This window comes from Clostridium magnum DSM 2767, assembly GCF_001623875.1.
GTDB classification, from domain to species: Bacteria; Bacillota; Clostridia; order Clostridiales; family Clostridiaceae; genus Clostridium_AM; species Clostridium_AM magnum.
Genome location: NZ_LWAE01000001.1, coordinates 1,380,400 through 1,399,105 on the forward strand (window position 1 = coordinate 1,380,400; position 18,706 = coordinate 1,399,105).

28 protein-coding genes are annotated in these 18,706 nt (G+C 33.1%); 25 read left to right on the forward strand and 3 right to left on the reverse strand.

Annotated features, from left to right (window positions below; genetic code table 11):
• Positions 1 to 7 precede the first annotated feature (7 nt).
• From CLMAG_RS06620 to CLMAG_RS06630, 3 genes are read right to left on the reverse strand one after another with little or no spacing between them, the layout of a single operon-like run.
• Complete coding sequence (locus CLMAG_RS06620) at positions 8 to 1,519, reverse strand: recombinase family protein (protein ID WP_066619685.1); 1,512 nt, start codon at positions 1,517 to 1,519, stop codon at positions 8 to 10.
• Positions 1,520 to 1,565: 46 nt separating this feature from the next.
• Positions 1,566 to 1,985: an ImmA/IrrE family metallo-endopeptidase gene (locus CLMAG_RS06625; protein WP_066619687.1), complete on the reverse strand. Its 420-nt coding sequence runs from the start codon at positions 1,983 to 1,985 to the stop codon at positions 1,566 to 1,568.
• A gap of 55 nt (positions 1,986 to 2,040) precedes the next feature.
• A complete protein-coding gene (locus CLMAG_RS06630) occupies positions 2,041 to 2,478 on the reverse strand; it encodes a helix-turn-helix domain-containing protein (RefSeq protein WP_066619689.1) in 438 nt (145 codons plus the stop codon).
• 277 nt (positions 2,479 to 2,755) lie between these two features.
• On the opposite strand from CLMAG_RS06630, the gene CLMAG_RS06635 reads away from it, so the two are divergent.
• The 25 genes from CLMAG_RS06635 (at position 2,756) to CLMAG_RS06740 (ending at position 18,533) form a co-directional block, all read left to right on the forward strand.
• A complete protein-coding gene (locus CLMAG_RS06635; RefSeq protein WP_066619690.1) occupies positions 2,756 to 2,947 on the forward strand; it encodes a helix-turn-helix domain-containing protein in 192 nt (63 codons plus the stop codon).
• 492 nt (positions 2,948 to 3,439) lie between these two features.
• Complete coding sequence (locus tag CLMAG_RS32285; RefSeq protein ID WP_161486938.1) at positions 3,440 to 3,592, forward strand: DUF6906 family protein; 153 nt, start codon at positions 3,440 to 3,442, stop codon at positions 3,590 to 3,592.
• Positions 3,593 to 3,598: 6 nt separating this feature from the next.
• Positions 3,599 to 3,790 (forward strand): hypothetical protein, encoded by a 192-nt coding sequence (locus CLMAG_RS06640; protein ID WP_066619692.1) that lies wholly within the window; start codon positions 3,599 to 3,601, stop codon positions 3,788 to 3,790.
• 3 nt (positions 3,791 to 3,793) lie between these two features.
• On the forward strand, positions 3,794 to 3,979 hold the full coding sequence (locus CLMAG_RS06645; RefSeq protein WP_066619694.1) for a hypothetical protein: 186 nt from the start codon (positions 3,794 to 3,796) through the stop codon (positions 3,977 to 3,979).
• Positions 3,980 to 3,993: 14 nt separating this feature from the next.
• Complete coding sequence (locus tag CLMAG_RS06650; protein ID WP_066619697.1) at positions 3,994 to 4,176, forward strand: hypothetical protein; 183 nt, start codon at positions 3,994 to 3,996, stop codon at positions 4,174 to 4,176.
• A gap of 260 nt (positions 4,177 to 4,436) precedes the next feature.
• A complete protein-coding gene (locus tag CLMAG_RS06655) occupies positions 4,437 to 4,937 on the forward strand; it encodes a hypothetical protein (protein WP_066619702.1) in 501 nt (166 codons plus the stop codon).
• Positions 4,938 to 4,947: 10 nt separating this feature from the next.
• Entirely contained in the window at positions 4,948 to 5,199 is a 252-nt protein-coding gene (locus tag CLMAG_RS06660) for a hypothetical protein (RefSeq protein WP_139264326.1), read from the forward strand.
• On the forward strand, positions 5,199 to 5,432 hold the full coding sequence (locus tag CLMAG_RS06665) for a hypothetical protein (RefSeq protein ID WP_066619709.1): 234 nt from the start codon (positions 5,199 to 5,201) through the stop codon (positions 5,430 to 5,432). Before CLMAG_RS06660 ends, CLMAG_RS06665 begins: the two co-directional genes overlap by 1 nt.
• Before the next feature lie 14 nt (positions 5,433 to 5,446).
• Positions 5,447 to 5,995 carry a hypothetical protein gene (locus tag CLMAG_RS06670; protein ID WP_066619712.1) on the forward strand — a complete coding sequence of 183 codons (549 nt, stop codon included), beginning with the start codon at positions 5,447 to 5,449 and terminating at the stop codon, positions 5,993 to 5,995.
• Entirely contained in the window at positions 5,995 to 7,140 is a 1,146-nt protein-coding gene (locus CLMAG_RS06675) for a DUF2800 domain-containing protein (RefSeq protein WP_066619715.1), read from the forward strand. Before CLMAG_RS06670 ends, CLMAG_RS06675 begins: the two co-directional genes overlap by 1 nt.
• 15 nt (positions 7,141 to 7,155) lie before the next feature.
• On the forward strand, positions 7,156 to 7,326 hold the full coding sequence (locus tag CLMAG_RS32290; RefSeq protein ID WP_161486939.1) for a hypothetical protein: 171 nt from the start codon (positions 7,156 to 7,158) through the stop codon (positions 7,324 to 7,326).
• 37 nt (positions 7,327 to 7,363) lie between these two features.
• On the forward strand, positions 7,364 to 7,924 hold the full coding sequence (locus tag CLMAG_RS06680) for a DUF2815 family protein (RefSeq protein ID WP_066619725.1): 561 nt from the start codon (positions 7,364 to 7,366) through the stop codon (positions 7,922 to 7,924).
• A gap of 5 nt (positions 7,925 to 7,929) precedes the next feature.
• Complete coding sequence (locus CLMAG_RS06685) at positions 7,930 to 9,891, forward strand: DNA polymerase (protein WP_066619727.1); 1,962 nt, start codon at positions 7,930 to 7,932, stop codon at positions 9,889 to 9,891.
• Positions 9,892 to 9,909: 18 nt separating this feature from the next.
• Positions 9,910 to 10,227 carry a hypothetical protein gene (locus tag CLMAG_RS06690; RefSeq protein WP_066619733.1) on the forward strand — a complete coding sequence of 106 codons (318 nt, stop codon included), beginning with the start codon at positions 9,910 to 9,912 and terminating at the stop codon, positions 10,225 to 10,227.
• Positions 10,228 to 10,291: 64 nt separating this feature from the next.
• On the forward strand, positions 10,292 to 10,789 hold the full coding sequence (locus CLMAG_RS06695; RefSeq protein ID WP_066619743.1) for a hypothetical protein: 498 nt from the start codon (positions 10,292 to 10,294) through the stop codon (positions 10,787 to 10,789).
• A gap of 57 nt (positions 10,790 to 10,846) precedes the next feature.
• Positions 10,847 to 12,106: a DNA cytosine methyltransferase gene (locus tag CLMAG_RS06700; RefSeq protein ID WP_066619746.1), complete on the forward strand. Its 1,260-nt coding sequence runs from the start codon at positions 10,847 to 10,849 to the stop codon at positions 12,104 to 12,106.
• 17 nt (positions 12,107 to 12,123) lie between these two features.
• Positions 12,124 to 12,270: a hypothetical protein gene (locus CLMAG_RS32940; protein ID WP_169809793.1), complete on the forward strand. Its 147-nt coding sequence runs from the start codon at positions 12,124 to 12,126 to the stop codon at positions 12,268 to 12,270.
• Entirely contained in the window at positions 12,270 to 12,566 is a 297-nt protein-coding gene (locus CLMAG_RS06705; protein WP_066619749.1) for a hypothetical protein, read from the forward strand. Before CLMAG_RS32940 ends, CLMAG_RS06705 begins: the two co-directional genes overlap by 1 nt.
• A gap of 78 nt (positions 12,567 to 12,644) precedes the next feature.
• Complete coding sequence (locus tag CLMAG_RS06710; protein WP_066619755.1) at positions 12,645 to 12,872, forward strand: hypothetical protein; 228 nt, start codon at positions 12,645 to 12,647, stop codon at positions 12,870 to 12,872.
• A 49-nt stretch (positions 12,873 to 12,921) separates the two neighbouring features.
• Positions 12,922 to 13,119: a hypothetical protein gene (locus CLMAG_RS06715; protein ID WP_066619758.1), complete on the forward strand. Its 198-nt coding sequence runs from the start codon at positions 12,922 to 12,924 to the stop codon at positions 13,117 to 13,119.
• Between the two features lie 21 nt (positions 13,120 to 13,140).
• Positions 13,141 to 13,449, forward strand: coding sequence for a helix-turn-helix domain-containing protein (locus CLMAG_RS06720; protein WP_242872961.1), 309 nt, complete (start codon positions 13,141 to 13,143; stop codon positions 13,447 to 13,449).
• Positions 13,450 to 13,453: 4 nt separating this feature from the next.
• Complete coding sequence (locus tag CLMAG_RS06725; protein WP_066619763.1) at positions 13,454 to 13,759, forward strand: MazG nucleotide pyrophosphohydrolase domain-containing protein; 306 nt, start codon at positions 13,454 to 13,456, stop codon at positions 13,757 to 13,759.
• Between the two features lie 26 nt (positions 13,760 to 13,785).
• The gene (locus tag CLMAG_RS06730) at positions 13,786 to 14,943 is read left to right on the forward strand and encodes a DUF4317 family protein (RefSeq protein WP_066619765.1); all 1,158 of its coding nucleotides are present in this window, start codon (positions 13,786 to 13,788) and stop codon (positions 14,941 to 14,943) included.
• 123 nt (positions 14,944 to 15,066) lie between these two features.
• Positions 15,067 to 16,062 (forward strand): site-specific tyrosine recombinase/integron integrase, encoded by a 996-nt coding sequence (xerA, locus tag CLMAG_RS06735; RefSeq protein ID WP_066619767.1) that lies wholly within the window; start codon positions 15,067 to 15,069, stop codon positions 16,060 to 16,062.
• Between the two features lie 41 nt (positions 16,063 to 16,103).
• Positions 16,104 to 18,533 carry a virulence-associated E family protein gene (locus CLMAG_RS06740; RefSeq protein WP_082831818.1) on the forward strand — a complete coding sequence of 810 codons (2,430 nt, stop codon included), beginning with the start codon at positions 16,104 to 16,106 and terminating at the stop codon, positions 18,531 to 18,533.
• The last annotated feature ends 173 nt before the right edge of the window (positions 18,534 to 18,706 follow it).

Below are 18,706 nucleotides of genomic sequence, written 5' to 3' on the forward strand. Positions count from 1 at the left end.
TGTATGTCTAACGCAAAAGCTTAGGAAACACTTGAATTTCAAAGTCGTCATTCTTTTGATCTGCATCTTTATTGTATTCAACTTTAATTAAAATACTTTTCATGAGGTTGTTTTTCTTTTGTATATCTTCAGTCATTTTATATGCATCTATTATATTCTCAAATTTGACAACATCATTTTTATTTACAGATTTATTTTCAGTTTCTATGATTTTTTTCAAACTGCTTATTCCGGCCATAATTTTATTTATTCTTTCATCTAAATTTTGTGATCTATCAAGAAAAGTTGCCTCGTCATAGATTCTGCGTTCTAGCAAATCAAATAATCTTAGTTTTTGATCAGCTAAAGTTTGTAGTTCATTATTTAATGTATCCAATTGATTTTTATACACTTCTATATTAGAACTCTTAGGGTTATTCTTAATGCTTACTTTGTAATTTTTTAAATATTCTTCTAAGCCATCTAATATCGCTTTTTCTAGATAGTCAAATCTTACGCTCTTGTTTCCACATTTAGAATTACATAATATTCTACCTATACCTCGCAAGTTTCTTAGCATCATTTTAGATTTGCATTTAGAACATATTATCAGTCCGGCTAAAGGATTTGATGGACCATTCACTATTTGATAGGGTACATGATACTTATTACCTAATATTTCTTGAGCTCTTTGAAAAACATCATCACTAATTATAGCTTCATGTTTACCATCAACTACTATCCATTCTGATTTGTCCCTAGTTCTAGTATCCTTAACTTTATTTGGAGTTCGTGATTTTTTTATTTCTTTTTTCTTCCATGATACTTTACCAATATAGATTGGATTTTTGAGAATAGCTAAAACAGAACTAGAGCTAAAAGTATTGGAGAATTTAGTCTTATAACCTAAACTGTTTAAATAACTTGCGATATTACCAGCTCCACTTCCATCACAGTACATTTTGAAAATTAGTTTTACTACTTCACTTTCTGGTTCATTTATCTTTAATGTGCGACATTTATTTATCCAGTGTATATCGTATCCTAATGGAGCATTAGTGGCTATATAGTTACCATCCTCTACAGATCGTACTCTTCCACCTTGCATACGTCTATTTATCATTTTCAATTCTTTTCGGCTCATAAATGCTTCAAATTCACTATATTCCTCATCAAAATCGTTATCCAGGTCATATGTCTTTTGAGGAGTTATAATCTTTGTATGAGCATCTTTGAAAGTTTTTAGTATAATTCCTTGGTCTTGCATATCTCCACGGCCTAGACGCTGCATATCCATAACTAAAACACCATTATATTGTTTAGCTTCAACTTCTTTAAGTAGTTCTAACATCTTTGGTCTAAAGAATAAACTCTCACCTGATACTATCTCTTCTTTTATTTCTACTATATTAAGTTTTTTTTCTTTAGCAAACTTTAAAAGAGCTTTTTTATGCTTAGAAAGAGTTTCTCCCTCGCCTAAAGTTTTTTCAAGTTCCTCATCAGCACGTGATTTTCTGAGATATATACAAACTTTATCCAAAATAACACCTCTTTAATAAAAATATGACAAAATAGAAATATATCTGTCACATTTTTAAATGTATATTATAATCTAACAAATTTTTTAACATATAGTTATCCATTTCACGCATATCAATACATATACTATCTTGATTAAATAGTAACGCTACTGCAAATAAATTAGCTTCATATTCGTAATTACCATTATGGTTATCATTAAATTGATTAATTATTTTATCACTATGCATTAAAACATGACCAAGCTCGTGCGCGCAAAGAACCAGTTGTGACTCTACTGTAAAGTGTACATTTAGATTAATAACTGGTTTTTCGCCAACTTGTATAGTATAAGCTGGGTAAATATTCGGTTTTAATTTTGTAAAACTTATAGGAATATCAAGTTTTTCGCAAATTTCAAATGTATTTATAGTGTTAAATTTTTTTCTAATCCCCCGTGCTAGTTCAATAATTTCATTCTGTCTCATAAATTTCCCCCATAATTTATTTTCAATCTAGTATTACTTTTTGTTTAGTATAAAATTATTTTTTATATTTAGGCCCTAACATTCTTAATAGATTTAATATTTCATTAGCAAATTCTATTATTTCATTATCACTCATTTTATTACTATCAAATCCGCCATATCCCATTATAGCTGGTTGTTTAAGAATAAACTGCATGGCAGATTCAGCTGTTTTGAATTCTCTTATTTCGTATAAGGCAGCATCTTCTCTTACAAGATTATCTTCAATGCCATTGTCTTGTAGTGTATAAGTGGTTGTTTCACTTCTAATCAATTCATCAATTGTTACATTCAGTACATCTGCTAATTTTTTTAATGTAGTAATGGTTGGATTATCTTTTTCACCTCGTTCCATTGCACTTATATAGCTGGCATTAACACCACTTAACCTAGACAGTTCGTTTACTCCTAAGCCTTTCCGTTCCCTAATTCTTTTTATATTTTCGCCAAACATTAGCTATCTCTCCTTCTTAAATCATTCCAAACTATATTATATCCTACAAGAATATAATATATGCTAACAGAATATAAAGTCAATAGAAAACGGGAGAAAATGCGAGGTATATACTGGCAGAATATGATATTTTATCTTAATCGTGTTCTATGAGAATACAGTGATTTGTATGTTCCTACAGCACATGATATTATGTACTCATGGAACACGAAATGAATCGGTTTTTAACACATAAAGCGTGTTCTGGTAGAACATAGGGGGAGGTTAAGGATATACCATGCTTAAAGAAATACGTGAAAGTAAAAAACTAAGTATTTATAAATTGGCTGAGTTAACAGGGTTGACTCCAGGATATATTAATAATCTTGAGAATGGGTATAAGAATAACCCAACAAAAGAAACAATGGAAAAAATAGCTATAGCACTTGGACAAACTGTTCCAGATATATTTTTTCCAGATGAAGAATAGACATATATAGAGGTGGTAAGCATGGCAAAAGTAATCATAGTTGAGCCTAACATCTCAGAAGATGAAAATCAACAGAACTGGAAGAAAGTACAAGAGGTTTTAGAAAATATTGCGCAAGAGATAAACGAGGCTTCATAAGCCTTTTTATAAAAAATATTTTACCTAAAAACAGAAACACTTTCCTACTTTATTATATGATTCAGATTTTAGAATAGAACAAAAATGTAGTACAAGCTCTGGTTCAAAATCAAACTCCACTGGAGACTAAGGAGATGTATTGTAAGTACTACTTGAAAGCCTAGTAGTAACTAAAGGTAAATAAATTAGAAAGAAGGTGTAAGAAATGACAGTAAAAGAACTACTCGGACATATGAAAACTACCTACTTATTTACGCAACAGGGTTGGGACTTCTATGCATGTGGTAGTAGATTTTACAAAGTATTCAAAGATGTAGTTTTACCAGCAGAAAGATAATAAAAGGAGATGATGGTTTGAAACGTCCTAGAAGGTTAACAAGAGCTGAGAAAATACTACTTACAAAGGAAGGACACAATCCAAAGTACTTTTTAAGACTTATGAGAACTGCAGAATATTATGAGTTTATAGAAGTAAGCTCTGGTAAAATCTTAACTTTAAGGAGGTAAATAAGGATGGCAAATAAGGCTTTTGAAACAATAGTAGAAAGTTTTAATGCTCAGTTAGATGTTCTAAATAATAATGGCTATTCCATATATGATGCAGATAACCCGGACTACTTTATATTGAGAGCTAGGTACAATGGGGAAAATGACCAAATTGAATTTGAAACTGTGCTTGATCCTAACAGGAAAGAAGAGGTGTAAGTAATGTTAAAAAAGCTTTTGGAAAATAACATTGGACAATCAATCTCTAATACAGAATTTACAGCTGTAATGGATATGACATCTAAAGATATAAAGTTCAATAATATCAGGTTTGGAAAAAGAACTAAAGTAGAAGAAATGTTAAACATAGCAGTTAAATGCGTAGCAACATTAAAGAGGTGTTTATAGGAGGAAAGGTAGGGATGAAAAAGCAATTTGATGAAGCGAGAATAATTGGACTATATGAAAAGTATAAAACACTACAAAGAACTGCATTAAGTGCTGATTGTTCTCCAACTACAGTAAAAAAGATACTAGTTAAGAATGGTATTGAGCTAAACACTTATAAAGCTCCTAGATTGCATATTGGTTCATTGAAATACTAAAGAAAGTGTGGTGAGTATGTGATTTATTGCAAAGTAGGTAAATGCCCAATTGATTTAAAAAGTCAACTATGTTGTTTCTATTGCACTAAAGTAAAAAGTTGTCCTAATGCATGTAAGAAAAGAAACCCAAGTTGTAGTTTAGCTGATGAAGTATCTGAAATAAAAAAGAGTTCCCTAAGGAACCAAAAATAAAAATTCGCAATCTCAGTATAGCAAATACTGAAAAATTTATCAATTAAAAAGAAAGGATTGAATTATAAATGAAAGTTGCAATTACTTTAAATAAAATATCAAGGTTTAACATAGACCTTCCAGAAATAGATGCTACTAGATTATACAATCACTTGGTAAGGGCTGCATTAGGTTCTGAAACAGTTCAGGATAGTGAAGTTAAAAAGGTAGAAGATACAAAAGAGATTGTTATAGCTGAAGAACAAGAACCTAAGGAGTATGTTATGAAAAGGCTAGTAATGGTTAAATGCCCACATTGTAATGAGTTATTGATAACAGTTGTTGGTATCAAAGATGGGCAGATAGTATCGCATAAGTCTTTATCATGTAAAAAGTGTCATGGTGAAATACCTATAAGTGAACTAAAGTTAGCATTGTATGAGTGTCCAAATTGTGGTGTTAAGGCAGACTTTTTCATAATGGGTGATTTAGAAGAAGTTCATTGTAAAAAGTGTGCGAGTGTAATAGATCTTATCTGGAATGAAAAGAGAAAGAGATATATAAGTGCAAACTTATTAGAAAGAAAGTGAGGTTAAGCCATTGACTGGCAAAGTAGCATTAATTAAATTCAAAGGTTATCAAGAGTTCATGGAATACTCATATCTCACAGATATAGAAGACTTGAAAGAAGGTGATGTAGTTGTAGTGCCAACTAACAGTTTCTACTCCATAGGTGTTTTCTCAAGGTATTCAAATAATAAGCAGCATGTTAAAAATGCATCTAAATGGATAGTAGAAAAAGTAAATATTGAAGCCTTTGAAACTAAGATGTTCTTAGGAGGTTTTGAGTAATGAGTAAGCTAAAGAAAATAGCCTATCCAGTAGAAAATAATCAGTTTATATATGTACCTAAGAGAGCAATTGATCTTATATATAAGACTGCTATTATTACTAATCAATATACTGTTGGAGGTAAAGGAGGAAAGCTTGTAATTGAGTACCAATCAAAAAGTGGTGGTAGTCATGGAGTAATGGAAATCAACGATATGGGTCCAGATGAACCTAAAAATAAAAAGAAAAACTAGAGGAGGAAATAACAATGAAAATTACAGCAGAATTCAATTCAAATGAGGAGTTATTAAGCTTTATTAGTACATTTGGTACAAGAAGCTTTACTGGGGAACAAGCATCAGAACCAGTAGTAAAAGTACCTGTAGCAGATAAAGTAGAAACTAAGAAAGAAGTTAAAGAGGAAGAAACTAAAGTTGCCGAGTGTGATAAATATTATTATCACGGTGAATCTGATTCATATTGGATTTTACCAAAAGGCGAAGTAATCCCGACAGGTATAGATTTTCAATGCTCAAATGAGATTTCAAGAGAAGAATATGAAAAAGGAATAGAAAAACAAAAAGAACTACCAAAGGGAGAAACTAAGTCAGAAGAAAATCCACCAAAGGAAGATAAGAAAGAAGAAGATCCTAAGGTTACTAAGGAAATGGTTAGAGAAAGAATTGGTGCAATAATGAAGTCTGGTAAACAGAAAGAAGCTAAAGAGCTTGTAGCTAAGTATGGTGCTAGTAAATTACCTGACTTAAAGGAAGAACATTATGCAGCAATATATAAAGATGCGGAGGAGTTACTTTAATGGCACAACATGCAATATTAAGTGCAAGTTCTGCATCAAGGTGGATGTCATGTCCTCCTAGTGCAAGACTTGAACAGAACTATGAAAATAAGACGAGTGGATATGCAGCAGAAGGAACACTAGCCCATGAACTTGGAGAACTAGGACTAATGCATAATCTAGGTGAAATCAGTACAAGAAAGTATAACTCTGAAGTTAAAAAGGTAGAATCAAATGAACTATTCACTAAGGATATGCCTGATTATGTAGAGATATATGTTGATACTTGTATGGAAAAAGTATCAGAGGCTAAAGCGAAGACACCGGATGCTCTATTCAAGATTGAACAAAGATTGGATTTTAGTAGATGGGTTCCTGAGGGATTTGGAACAGGGGACTTTGTAATAATAGCTGATGGAACTATGGAGATATGTGACCTCAAGTATGGTAAAGGTGTTCCAGTAAGCGCAGTAGGTAATAAACAGATGAGATTATATGCTCTAGGAGCTATATCTGAATTTGAGTTCTTATATGATATTGAAAAAGTGAAAATGACTATTATACAACCTAGACTAGATTCAATATCAACAGATGAAATAAGTGTAGAGGAACTATTAAAGTGGGCAGATGAATTTGTAAAGCCTACCGCGGAGTTAGCCTTTAAAGGTGAAGGAGAATTTTGTGCAGGAGATCACTGCGGATTCTGTAGAGCTAAAGCAGTATGTAAAGCAAGAGCTGATAAGAACATGGAACTGGCTAAATATGATTTTCAAGAACCTGACATCCTAAGCAGCATTGATATAGCAGATATTTTAGGTAGAGCTGATGAACTAATCAAGTGGGCTAAAGATGTACAAGACTGGGCCTTAGCACAAGCTTTAAATGGTGAAGAGTTCCCAGGATGGAAAGTGGTTGAGGGAAGAAGCAATAGAAAATGGACTGATGAAAATAAAGTTGGTGAGATATTACTTGGACAAGGTTTCTTAGAAAATATTATATATACTAAAAAGCTTACAGGTATCTCTAACATGGAAACTGCTTTAGGTAAGAAAGAGGTTAACAGATTGCTAGGGGATTACATTGTCAAGCCTCAAGGTAAACCGGTATTAGTTGTTGAGTCAGATAAAAGAGAGGTGTTTAATTCTGCAAAAACAGACTTTGAATAGAATGGAGAAATGGTCATGTTAGAAAGAAATGAAAAAGGAAAGTTAAGTTTAAAATCTTTAGACTTAGAAATATTCATAGGTGATTTATTTGCAAAGTGCAGTACAGAAGAAGAGATTGACTGGTTGCAAGAGCAATTACAAAGTTGTGTTGAGTGTTCAGCAGAAGAAAGACTAGAGGAACTTTAAAAATAAAAAAATTTTAAATATAAAGGAGAAATGCAAAATGGCAAACATAATAGCAAAAAGAACAGGAACAAAGGTAACTACAGGAAAGGTTAGATTAAGCTATGCTCACTTATTTGAGCCTCATGCAATAGAAGGAAACGAACCAAAATACTCAGTGAGTGTAATAATTCCTAAAACAGATACAGAGACATTAAAGGCTATCAAAGCAGCTGTAGATGAAGCTAAAGAACAAGGTAAATCTAAATGGGGTGGTAAGGTACCTCCAACACTAAAAACTCCATTAAGAGATGGCGATGCAGAAAGACCAGATGATGAAGCTTATGCAAATTGTTACTTCTTGAATGCTTCAAGTAAGAATAAACCAGGAGTAGTTGATGCTAGTGTACAACCTATCCTAGATGCTACAGAAGTATATAGTGGCTGCTACGGTAGACTAACACTTAATTTTTATCCATTCTCAGCATCAGGAAATAAAGGGATTGCAGCAGGTCTTGGTAATGTCCAAAAGTTAGCAGATGGTGAACCACTTGGAGGATTTACAAGAGCTGAAAATGACTTTGATGCAGTAGAATCAGCAGAAGATGACTTCTTAGGTTAATACTTATGGATATTCTAAGTATAGATGTTGAAACATACTGTGACTTAGATATTAAAAATGTGGGTGCTTATAGATACTGTGAGCACCCATCATTTGAAATAATTCTATTTGCATATGCTTTCAACGATGAACCAGTTCAAATAGTAGACCTTGCCCAAGGCGAGGGATTGCCAGAGGAAGTTATAAATGCTCTTCATGATCCACAAATAATTAAAAGTGCTTTCAATGCTAACTTTGAAAGAAATGCACTAAAAAATGATATATTCTTTCCCGGTAATATGCCCCCGGAACAATGGCAATGTACTATGGTGAAGGCTTTAGTCATGGGATTACCTAGCTCACTTGATATGGTAGGTAAGGCAATGCGATTTGAAGAAGATAAGCAGAAAATGAAAGAAGGTAAGGCTTTAATTCAATACTTTTGTAAGCCTTGCAAACCTACTAAGGCCAATGGTGGAAGAACTAGAAATCTTCCAGAACATGCACCGGAAAAATGGGAATTGTTCAAGGAATATTGTAAACAAGACGTTGCAGTTGAAAGAGACATAAGAAACAAATTAAGTAAATATCAAATTACAGAAAAAGAACAAAGGCTATGGGAGCTGGACCAACACATAAATGATAGAGGTGTTGGTACTGACATAGCATTAATAGAAAAAGCCATTCAATGTGATGCAGAATATGCTAAAAAGCTTGAAACTGAAGCTATAAAAATAACAGGTCTAAATAACCCTAATAGTCCAACTCAATTAAAAAAATGGATTGGTGAAAGGGTTGGTCATGAAGTAACAAGCCTAACAAAAGATAGTATACCAGGGCTTATTGAAGAAGCTAAAGACGAAAATGTAAAAAGGATATTAGAACTAAGGCAGCTTATGGCTAAGACCTCTGTTAAAAAATATTTGGCTATGGAGAATGCAAGATGTGAGGACGGAAGAGTAAGAGGACTATTACAGTTCTATGGAGCTAATAGAACTGGCAGATGGGCCGGGAGGCTAGTCCAGGTTCAGAACCTTCCTCAGAACCATTTACCCGATTTAGATGATGCTAGGAATTGTATAAGAGAGGGCAGATTTGATGATGTGGAGTTCCTATATGATAGCATTCCAGATACTCTCTCACAGCTCATAAGAACTGCGTTTATACCAAGAGAAGGTAATAGGTTTCTAGTAGCTGACTTTAGTGCTATAGAGGCTAGAGTAATTGCTTGGTATGCAGGGGAAGATTGGAGACTAGAAGTTTTTAAAACTCATGGAAAAATATACGAAGCCTCAGCAAGTCAGATGTTTCATATTCCAATAGAGAGTATTAAAAAGGGTTCAGATCTTAGACAAAAAGGTAAGATAGCAGAACTTGCACTTGGATATGGTGGTAGTGTTGGAGCTATAACAAGTATGGATAAATCTAAGAGTATTCCAGAAGAAGAACTCCCGGAACTTGTTAAGCATTGGAGAGATGCTAATCCTCATATTACAAAATTCTGGTGGGATTGTGATAAGGCAGCCAAAAAAGCTATAAGAGAAAAAACTACGGTATGTATGCAATTTGGACTTAAGTTTATATATGATCCAGGGGTTTTATTTATACAACTACCCAGTGGTAGAAAACTAAGCTATTTAAGACCTAAGATAGAAGCACATCAAACATTCTCAGGAGATAAAATCACATATGAAGGTATGGAACAAACATCTAAACAGTGGACTAGAATAGATACTTACGGACCTAAACTTGTTGAGAATATAGTACAGGCTACTGCAAGAGATTGTTTAGGTGAAGCAATGTTCAATGTTACTAAGGCTGGATATGACATTGTAATGCATGTACATGATGAAATAATAATGGATGTTCCTAAGGAATTCGGAAACATAGAAGAAGTTAACGGGATTTTCGGAGAGCCAATAGACTGGGCACCTGGGCTTCCACTTAAGGCAGATGGATATGAGTGCAATTACTACATGAAGGATTAAGGGCTAGGAGGTTATAGAGTGAATTTAGAATTTAAAACTTACCAATTAAAAGAAGGAAGTAGAACTTATGAGAAGTTAGTAAAAAGAGCAAAATTGCACAATGAATTTATTATAGTTGGAGAGGACCATGGTTATTATAAAGCAATTCCTTCCTCTGATGATGGCTTAAAATTAATCAGTGCTTTAATGATTGATGAACAAGCAATGTTTATACCTAAAGATGATTTAGAGTTAAAGAAAGATGATCTACCAGGAGTTGAAGTACAAGAACTTAATATACCTAAGGAGTATTTAACCATAGATATTATAGAGGATATTCAAAGATTAAATTCATAATTATTATTATTTTATAATAATAATTCGTAATCTGAAAATATGGCGAAGAGTTGGAGGAATAATAATGAAGGAAAATAGAGAAGAGTATCAATCAAAAATTACTAAGGAAATAACACAAAAACTAAACCTTGACATGACTAAAGAATATTCAATTGACGAGGTAAATGAGTTACTTGACAAGCATAATATGAGAGGAGGTATATTACAATTTATACCTACAAAGCCTCATACTGCTCAGAGAATAATAGATACCTTAGTCTGTATGGATATGAGCATTACTGACGCAGTTCACAAGAACTTAGGAATTTATGAAGATAAATCAAAATGTGATTATTGTGAAAATTATTTTTCAGAAGAAGAAACTAAAATGTTTCAACTCACAAATGTAAAAGACAGTCCTATTCTATGTGAAGAATGTAGGCGAAAAAACAAATATAAAATACAATTTATTGATTTTAAATTACGTATTTCAAAAGAAGAAAGAGAGCAATTTGTTTGTGAAGAATTAGAATACGGAATTGATTACTCCGATTATATTGAAAGATTGAATATGAAAAAGTAGTTTCGCATTTCAGATATTAAATCAGTGAGAAATTTTACCAGAGAGTGAGGTGATAAGGTGAGTCAATTGAGTATTTTTGATGAAGTTATAGTGGATAATTTTGCTGGTGGTGGAGGAGCCAGTACAGGTATGGAACTTGCGACAGGGTATTCAGTTTATATAGCTATTAATCATGATCCGGAAGCTATTAAAATGCATAAAACCAATCATCCAACAACCAAGCATTATTGTGAATCGGTTTGGGATGTAGATATAAGAAAAGCAGTACAAGGGCGTCCGGTGGGATTAGCTTGGTTTTCTCCAGATTGTAAGCATTTTAGTAAGGCCAAAGGGGGAAAACCTGTTGAAAAGAAGGTAAGAGGACTTGCATGGGTAGCGATTAAGTGGGCAGGAACTGTAAGGCCAAGAGTAATTATTCTTGAGAATGTAGAAGAGTTCCAAACCTGGGGTCCTATAGATAATGGAAAACCTATAGAAAAAGAAAAAGGTAGAACATTTAAAAGTTTCATAAATGCATTTAAACACTTAGGCTATAAAGTTAAATATAAAGAGTTGGTAGCTGCGGACTATGGAGCACCAACTACTAGAAAAAGATTTTTCTTAATAGCTAGATGTGATGGAAAACCAATTAAGTGGCCAGAGCCGACACATGGAGAAGGTAAATTGCCATATGTTCCGGCAAGCAGCATAATTGATTGGAGTATACCAGTACCTAGTATTTTCAATAGGAAAAAGCCATTAGTAGAAAATACATTAATAAGAATTGCAAGGGGCATTCAAAAATATGTAATTGAAGATGAACCTTATGTAATTAATGACACAGCATACTTCCTAAGTCATTATTATACGCACCAGGGGAATGAAACTAGATGCAGTAGTTTAAGAGAACCTATAGCAACAATACCTACACAGAATAGATTTGGATTAGTATCGGTTAAATTCCAAGATATAAAATTACCTGTGAAAGATAGTGTATATGCATTCCTAACAAAATATTATGGGTGCGATACAGGACAAAGTCTTAATGGACCAATTCACACTATAACAACTAAAGACAGGTTTGGGTTAGTGGTAGTTAGAGGTAAAGATTATAAGATAGCTGATATAGGTTTAAGGATGCTTACAGCTAGGGAGTTATTTAATGGTATGGGTTTTCCTAAGAGTTATATTATAGACCATGATTACACTGGCAAGAAGTATCCAACTACACAACAGAAAGCACGATGTGGTAATGCTGTAGTACCTACATTAGCAAAAGTTTTAGTAGAAGCTAATCTACCAGAGCTATGTAAAGAACAAATTAGAGAAGTAATTTAAGTATTGGAGGGATAAAAATGAGTTGTAAATGTGCAACATTTGATGAAGATACAGGAAGATATGAATGCAGCGTAAGTGGTAGTGGTTGCATGTATATGGTTCCTAATAGCAAAAGATGTGCTGAAGATTTTGGTGAGGGACCTGATGTGGAGGATGAAGAATAATGGCTGTAGACGGAATAGAAGTAGTCCAATATCAAATAGAGTATCCAACTCTAAATTTAAAAGAGCAAAAGGAAAATGAAAAAGCTTTTGATTATGGAATGTTGTATTGCTATACAAAGGAATGTGAAAAAGGATTCAAGGTAAAGAAGGTTGGTAAAATCACAAGAAAAGGAACTAAGTTCACTTATGAAGTAATAAAGGATAAGGTTGATTTTGAACAATATAAAGTTTTGCTAAATAAAATGATTGATGATTTTAATGCTAAGCATGGGGCAAAGCTAAAAGCAACCTGTTAATAACTTAAACATTAAATTATCTATATATAGATAAAACGGTAACTAAGCAAAGTAGTTGATTAAACGAAGGAGAGGTTTATGAAGAATATTGAATTTCAAAAAGGTGAAGGAACTTTAAAAGTGCAAGAATGTAAAGATGGCATAAAAATTAGTTATGTTTGCATAGATGATTATGCTGCAAAAGAATTGTCTACAGATGATTTGATGAAAATATTGGGATATGAAATAAAAGTAAAAATATGCGAAATAACTGGTGCAAAATGTAGTGAATGTATTCCAGTATGTAGTAGTTGGGAGATTAAATAGTATAAAAATTATGAGTAACTAAGGTATAAAAATAGGAGGTATAAAAGGGATGAATACAAATACTTTGAAATACTTAGAGAGTAGTGAGAATGAGAGAGTGAGAACAGTAGCAATACTAGCACAAAATGCAAATGTGGGTTTTAAAGAAGCAGAAGTGATGCTAGATGCTATGTTTGATGAATGTAAGCATCCAACCGGAGTACAAAGACAGTATGAACTAGCTATAAAAGCTGAATTTAATTGTTAGAGTAGGTGATGTAATTTGAAAATGCACTTTGCTGCAAATAAAGAAAATTTTTATGCATTTGCTTTAAGTATAGCTGCAGGGTTTAGTTCGGATAAAGCTCTTTCAAAAATGGGACTTTTAAAAACAAGGAGTGAAAGTCAAAAAGCCAGTCACCCAAGTAAAATTAGTCCCAATGAAAGAGAAAAAGTAAAAAGGCTGTATTGGGAAGAGGACATGACAGTTACTGAGATAGCGAAAATTTATGAATGTTCTGCAACAACCGTATTAAAATATCTAAATGAAAATAGTATCGAGGTAAAATCACGTGGAAGAAAAAGAATAGAGGTATAGCAACATGAAACTAATGGTATTAGATAAAAATAAGAAGCTTGGATGTGACAACAGCAAGTGGAGCTTTAAAGATGTGTTTAAAAAGCTTAAAGAAGAAGTTAACGAACTTGGTGAAGCAATAGAAGAAGGGGACAAGGATCATATAGCAGAGGAAGTTTTAGATGTAGTTCAAGTATGTATTGCAATATTATTTAAGTTGTTTATGAATGGAATAAATATTGAGGATGCTGTTCATAAACATAATAAAAAGTTAACAGATAGGTTTTGGAAACCAAAAGCTGTCATAAAGATTACAGTAAATAGAAAGTAAAAAATAGAGGTACAGGAGGATAAAAAATGAAAAAAAGAGATCTAGTCAATTTAAGAAAAGAGTTTAAATTAAGTAGCTATCTCATGCCTATAAAAGAAACATATAGTGTATATCTAAAGAAAGATAACGGGGAAATCATAACAAGAGAACTCAATTATTTTGAAATGATGGATACAGAAAAAAGAGAGCTCTATCTATCAAATTTTAAAAAGATTTTAACTGGAGCTATTGATACTAAAATTTTCGAATTAGACTTTAAGAACTCTCAGGAGGATAACTCAACAAACACTCAACATCTATTGCATGAGGCCATATCCTCAGGAAACAGTATAGTAGAGTATGCTGATAAGATAGTGGACAAAATATCTAATCATTTTACGTATGATACAGATATAGTAATAAATTTTGTAAGAGCAGAATATTACAAAGCAGCTAAAAAAGGAAGCAAAGAGTCGGAAGAATCTCCAGATGATTATGTTCAAGCTATTGAATTTATACTATGCAGCATAAACAAAGTTGATATTCCTAAGAAAGCCTTAAAGTTTGATTATAAAGAAATGGCTTTTAAAACTAATTCAGCCTTAGATACTGTAATAAATTTAAATTCACCATTAGATGGATTTATGTTTCCAAGTATTAATAGTGAATATATTGATGTCAATAAAGTAATATATTATTCTTCAAAATCTCAACAAATGAATCTTACCTTTGTAGAAAATGTGTTAGGGTGTGAGCTTAAGAATAGTGCATTACAAGAAAAGGAAAGCTTTAATATAATATTAAATATTGTTATTGGGGATAGAATTAAACCCGAAACTATGCAAGAAATATATGAGAGCATATATGAAAAACTTGAGTATCAAGAAGATGATGAAGAGCCAGTTATCAACATAAAAAGTTTAGAAGATATTTTAAACTACTGTGGTATAGAAAATACAGAAGCAGTCAAAGGTGCATTTAATGACGTTTGTGGTGGGGATTATGATTTTAAAATAAAAAATATAATTCCTGACTTTTACAGCAAGTCTATAAAGATTGAAAATGAGTATGCAACAGTAGAAATTACACCTGATAGACTTAACTTAATAAAACAAATAGTAACAGAAGAAGGCAAAAGATGTCTACTAATTGAACTAAATGAGGATGTTGAAGTAAATGGGTTTAAGCTAAAGAATGAAGCTTAATATAAAAAGTTAAATAAATAGAGAGCTGCGCAGTCTGGACAACTTATCAGCTCTCTAAATCTCACTTGAGACACTTGTATTATAACATAGTTGTCTCAGTGTAGCAATATAAGGAGGAAACATATGTATAGTGCAAGTAGTAAAGATGAAGTTGTAATTAAAATAATAGGGAAGTTATCGTTAGAGTTCCCGAACATGGATCAAATTAAGGCAAGAGGCATAGTGGAAGAAGTATTGTACAAATATGATATTGCGCCAACTGAGACAGCTTTAGTGGCAAGTGATGTAGAAGAAAAACTGCAAATATACTTAGCAACAAAGAGACTTGATGGATTAAGTGAGAAGACATTAAAAAACTATAATTATCAGTTATTGATATTTGCAACCCGTCTTAGAAAGCCATTAGCAAGTATCACCACCATGGATTTAAGAATGTACTTAGCTAATAGATGTGAGAAGTTAAAACCAAGCAGTGTAAATGGTCAAATCACAATCCTAAAGTCATTTTTCTCTTGGCTTTTTCAAGAAGAATATATACCTAAAAATCCAATGTTAAAGATTAAGAATACAAAGGAACCTAAGAGATTAAGAGATGCACTTAATGGTGAAGAAACTGAGATATTAAGACAAGCTTGCAAAACAAAGCGCGAAAAGGCATTACTGGAATTCCTGGTAAGCTCGGGAGCCAGACTCTCAGAATTAGTGAATATTGATATAAGTGCCATTGATTGGCACGAAAAATCTCTCCGTGTAATAGGCAAGGGAAATAAGGAAAGAAAAATATACTTCAATGTAAAAACAAAAATTCTTCTACAAAATTATTTAAAAGAACGAAAAGGTGATAATCCTGCTTTATTTACTGCTAGTAAATATCCTTTTGCAAGAATGGGTGGACGATCTATACAAAGAGAATTAAAAAAGATAGCAACTAGAGCAGGATTCGAAAAATCAATTTTCCCTCACTTAATGCGGCACACATTTGCAACCCATAGTATTAATGCAGGTATGGACATAACAGTATTACAACACATCATGGGTCACGAGACACCTCAAACCACTTTGATTTATGCTGCTCTTAATGATGAAAATATTAAACATGCGTATAAGCGAATCTCTTAGAAAGATGATTAAAAGTGAAATGACTTAAAGGAGGTGGTAATTTGGAATATAAAACAGAAGACAAATCAATTATAAAAATAAAGCATGATGGATCTGTAACACTTGCGACTGGAAAAAGTAAAAAAGAAACCCACTGGAAAAACAAAAATATGCTGTATTCAGCTTTAGTTGAAAAGCTTAGTAAAACTACAAGAACACCAGAGACGTATGCTGAATATAAAAAGCTTCCTAAGACTGATAAAGATAGAATCAAAGATGTTGGTGGATTTGTTGGAGGTTCATTAAAGAATGGTCGTAGAAAGGCTGAGAATGTAGCTAATAGAACTTTACTTACATTGGACTTAGACTATGTTGAAGGTGATATATGGTCCAGTGTAGAACTCCTGTGGGATTTTGCATGTGTCATGTATTCAACTCATACGCATGCACCAGATAACCAAAGATTAAGAATAGTTATTCCACTATCAAGACCTGTGCTTCCAGATGAATATCAAGCTATAGCTAGAATGGTTGCAGATGATTTAGGAATAGACCAATTTGATGATACAACCTATGAACCGTCAAGACTTATGTATTGGCCAAGTACTTCAAGTGATGGTGAATATATATTCAAAGTCCAAGATTTAAAATGGCTGGATCCTGATGAAGTGTTAGCAAGATATACATTTGGATGGCAAGATGTAAGTTATTGGCCAGAAAGCAGCAGAGCTAGGGCAAAGTTAAATAGTGCTATTAAGAAGCAAGAAGACCCACTAGAAAAGAAAGGTATTATAGGGGCTTTCTGTAGGACCTATAGTATTAGTGAAGCGATAGCAGAGTTCCTAAGTGATGCTTATACTGCTGGTGCTGATGATACAAGATACACATATACAGAAGGAAGTACCACCGGTGGAGTTGTAGTCTATGAAGATAAATTCAGTTTCTCTCATCATGGTACGGACCCAACTTCAGGAATATTGTGTAATGCCTTTGACTTAGTAAGAATCCATAAGTTTGGTTCTTTAGATGATGAAGCTAAAGAAGATACTCCAGCGAATAGATTACCTTCATTTGGTAGGATGTCAGAGTTTGCAAGTGCTGATAAAAAGGTGATGCAGACTTTAGGTAAAGAACGTATGGAGAAAGCCCAAGAGGATTTTGGAATAGTTGAAGCTGAAGAAGAATTAGAAACTGAATGGGTAAAGGAACTAACTTACACAGACCAAGGAAAAATAAGAAGTACTATAAGTAACTTCTTGCTAATAATAGAAAATGAACCCTTGCTCAAAGGTAGAATAGCTTACAATGAATTCTCTAATAGAGCTGTAGTGCTGGGGAAACTTCCTTGGAGAAGTAAAGACAATAAATCAGATTGGAATGATACTGATGATAGTGGACTTAGAGAATTCATTGAAAAATACTATGGAATAAGTTCAACTGCAAAATGTGCAGATGCATTAGTTCTATCATTTGAAAAACACGCATTCCATCCAATTAAAGAGTACCTAAACGACCTTCTGTGGGATGGGGTTGAGAGAATAAACACCTTATTTATAGACTACTTAGGAGCCGAGAATAATTCATATGTAAGAACAGTATCAAGAAAAATATTAGTTGCTGCAGTAGCAAGAGTGTTTGTTCCAGGGATTAAATTCGATAACATGCCGGTGCTCTCAGGACCTCAAGGGTTAGGTAAGAGTACTATTATTAAAAAACTAGGAAAGGGTTGGTACTCTGATAGTTTAACAACTGTGAGTGGTAAAGAAGCCTATGAACAATTACAAGGTGTATGGATGCTAGAAATGGGTGAAATGATGGCCACTAAGAAAGCAGATATTGAAGCAACCAAACACTTTCTATCCAAGACAGAAGATATATACAGAGTGGCTTATGGTAGAAGGACAAGTAGATTCCCTAGACAATGTGTGTTTATAGGTACAACTAATGACAGAGAGTTCCTAAGAGATAAAACGGGTAATAGAAGGTTTTGGCCAGTGGATGTTGGGGTAATAGAGAGAAAAAAGAGTGTATTTAAAGACTTAACAGATTATGAAATTGATCAAATATGGGCTGAGGCTTTAGAGCTCTGGAAGAATGATGAACCATTGTACTTAAATAAAGAGGAAGAAAAAGAAGCACAAAAGCAGCAGGATTCTCATAGTGAGGAAAGCGCAAAAGCCGGATTAATTCAAGAATACTTGAATAGACCTATCACAGATAACTGGTACAGTCTAAGTATTGCTGAAAGAAGAAACTATATACATGGCTCTGATTTTGGAGACATATCAGAGGGCAATATAAGAAGAGACAAAACATGTGTAATGGAAATATGGGTGGAACTTTTTAATGGTGATCCTAAGCAACTTTCACCTATGACTGCAAGAGAAATAAATGATATTTTAGGTAGTTTTAGTGAATGGGAAAAGAGTAAAAGTTCAATGAGATTTGGTAAAACATATGGTACTCAAAGAGGTTTTATTCGTAAAATATAATGTCAACAAAGTTGTAATTACATTTATTGTAAGTGTCAACAATGTCAACAGAAAAAGTACTCTTGTTGACACGTGTGTTGACATTCTAAAGCAAGTAATGACAATGGTTAAGAGATTATTGTCAACAATGTCAACAAAAAATATTATATAAGTAGTATTTATATTATTAGGCG

Bases quoted from the DNA above. Each gene is read 5' to 3' on its own strand.
- CLMAG_RS06625 (WP_066619687.1), bottom strand. From the start codon at position 1,985: ATGAGACAGAATGAAATTATTGAACTAGCACGGGGGATTAGAAAAAAA.
- CLMAG_RS06630 (WP_066619689.1), bottom strand. From the start codon at position 2,478: ATGTTTGGCGAAAATATAAAAAGAATTAGGGAACGGAAAGGCTTAGGA.
- CLMAG_RS06635 (WP_066619690.1), top strand. From the start codon at position 2,756: ATGCTTAAAGAAATACGTGAAAGTAAAAAACTAAGTATTTATAAATTG.
- CLMAG_RS06640 (WP_066619692.1), top strand. From the start codon at position 3,599: ATGGCAAATAAGGCTTTTGAAACAATAGTAGAAAGTTTTAATGCTCAG.
- CLMAG_RS06645 (WP_066619694.1), top strand. From the start codon at position 3,794: ATGTTAAAAAAGCTTTTGGAAAATAACATTGGACAATCAATCTCTAAT.
- CLMAG_RS06650 (WP_066619697.1), top strand. From the start codon at position 3,994: ATGAAAAAGCAATTTGATGAAGCGAGAATAATTGGACTATATGAAAAG.
- CLMAG_RS06655 (WP_066619702.1), top strand. From the start codon at position 4,437: ATGAAAGTTGCAATTACTTTAAATAAAATATCAAGGTTTAACATAGAC.
- CLMAG_RS06665 (WP_066619709.1), top strand. From the start codon at position 5,199: ATGAGTAAGCTAAAGAAAATAGCCTATCCAGTAGAAAATAATCAGTTT.
- CLMAG_RS06670 (WP_066619712.1), top strand. From the start codon at position 5,447: ATGAAAATTACAGCAGAATTCAATTCAAATGAGGAGTTATTAAGCTTT.
- CLMAG_RS06675 (WP_066619715.1), top strand. From the start codon at position 5,995: ATGGCACAACATGCAATATTAAGTGCAAGTTCTGCATCAAGGTGGATG.
- CLMAG_RS32290 (WP_161486939.1), top strand. From the start codon at position 7,156: ATGTTAGAAAGAAATGAAAAAGGAAAGTTAAGTTTAAAATCTTTAGAC.
- CLMAG_RS06680 (WP_066619725.1), top strand. From the start codon at position 7,364: ATGGCAAACATAATAGCAAAAAGAACAGGAACAAAGGTAACTACAGGA.
- CLMAG_RS06685 (WP_066619727.1), top strand. From the start codon at position 7,930: ATGGATATTCTAAGTATAGATGTTGAAACATACTGTGACTTAGATATT.
- CLMAG_RS06695 (WP_066619743.1), top strand. From the start codon at position 10,292: ATGAAGGAAAATAGAGAAGAGTATCAATCAAAAATTACTAAGGAAATA.
- CLMAG_RS32940 (WP_169809793.1), top strand. From the start codon at position 12,124: ATGAGTTGTAAATGTGCAACATTTGATGAAGATACAGGAAGATATGAA.
- CLMAG_RS06705 (WP_066619749.1), top strand. From the start codon at position 12,270: ATGGCTGTAGACGGAATAGAAGTAGTCCAATATCAAATAGAGTATCCA.
- CLMAG_RS06710 (WP_066619755.1), top strand. From the start codon at position 12,645: ATGAAGAATATTGAATTTCAAAAAGGTGAAGGAACTTTAAAAGTGCAA.
- CLMAG_RS06715 (WP_066619758.1), top strand. From the start codon at position 12,922: ATGAATACAAATACTTTGAAATACTTAGAGAGTAGTGAGAATGAGAGA.
- CLMAG_RS06720 (WP_242872961.1), top strand. From the start codon at position 13,141: ATGCACTTTGCTGCAAATAAAGAAAATTTTTATGCATTTGCTTTAAGT.
- CLMAG_RS06725 (WP_066619763.1), top strand. From the start codon at position 13,454: ATGAAACTAATGGTATTAGATAAAAATAAGAAGCTTGGATGTGACAAC.
- CLMAG_RS06730 (WP_066619765.1), top strand. From the start codon at position 13,786: ATGAAAAAAAGAGATCTAGTCAATTTAAGAAAAGAGTTTAAATTAAGT.
- xerA (WP_066619767.1), top strand. From the start codon at position 15,067: ATGTATAGTGCAAGTAGTAAAGATGAAGTTGTAATTAAAATAATAGGG.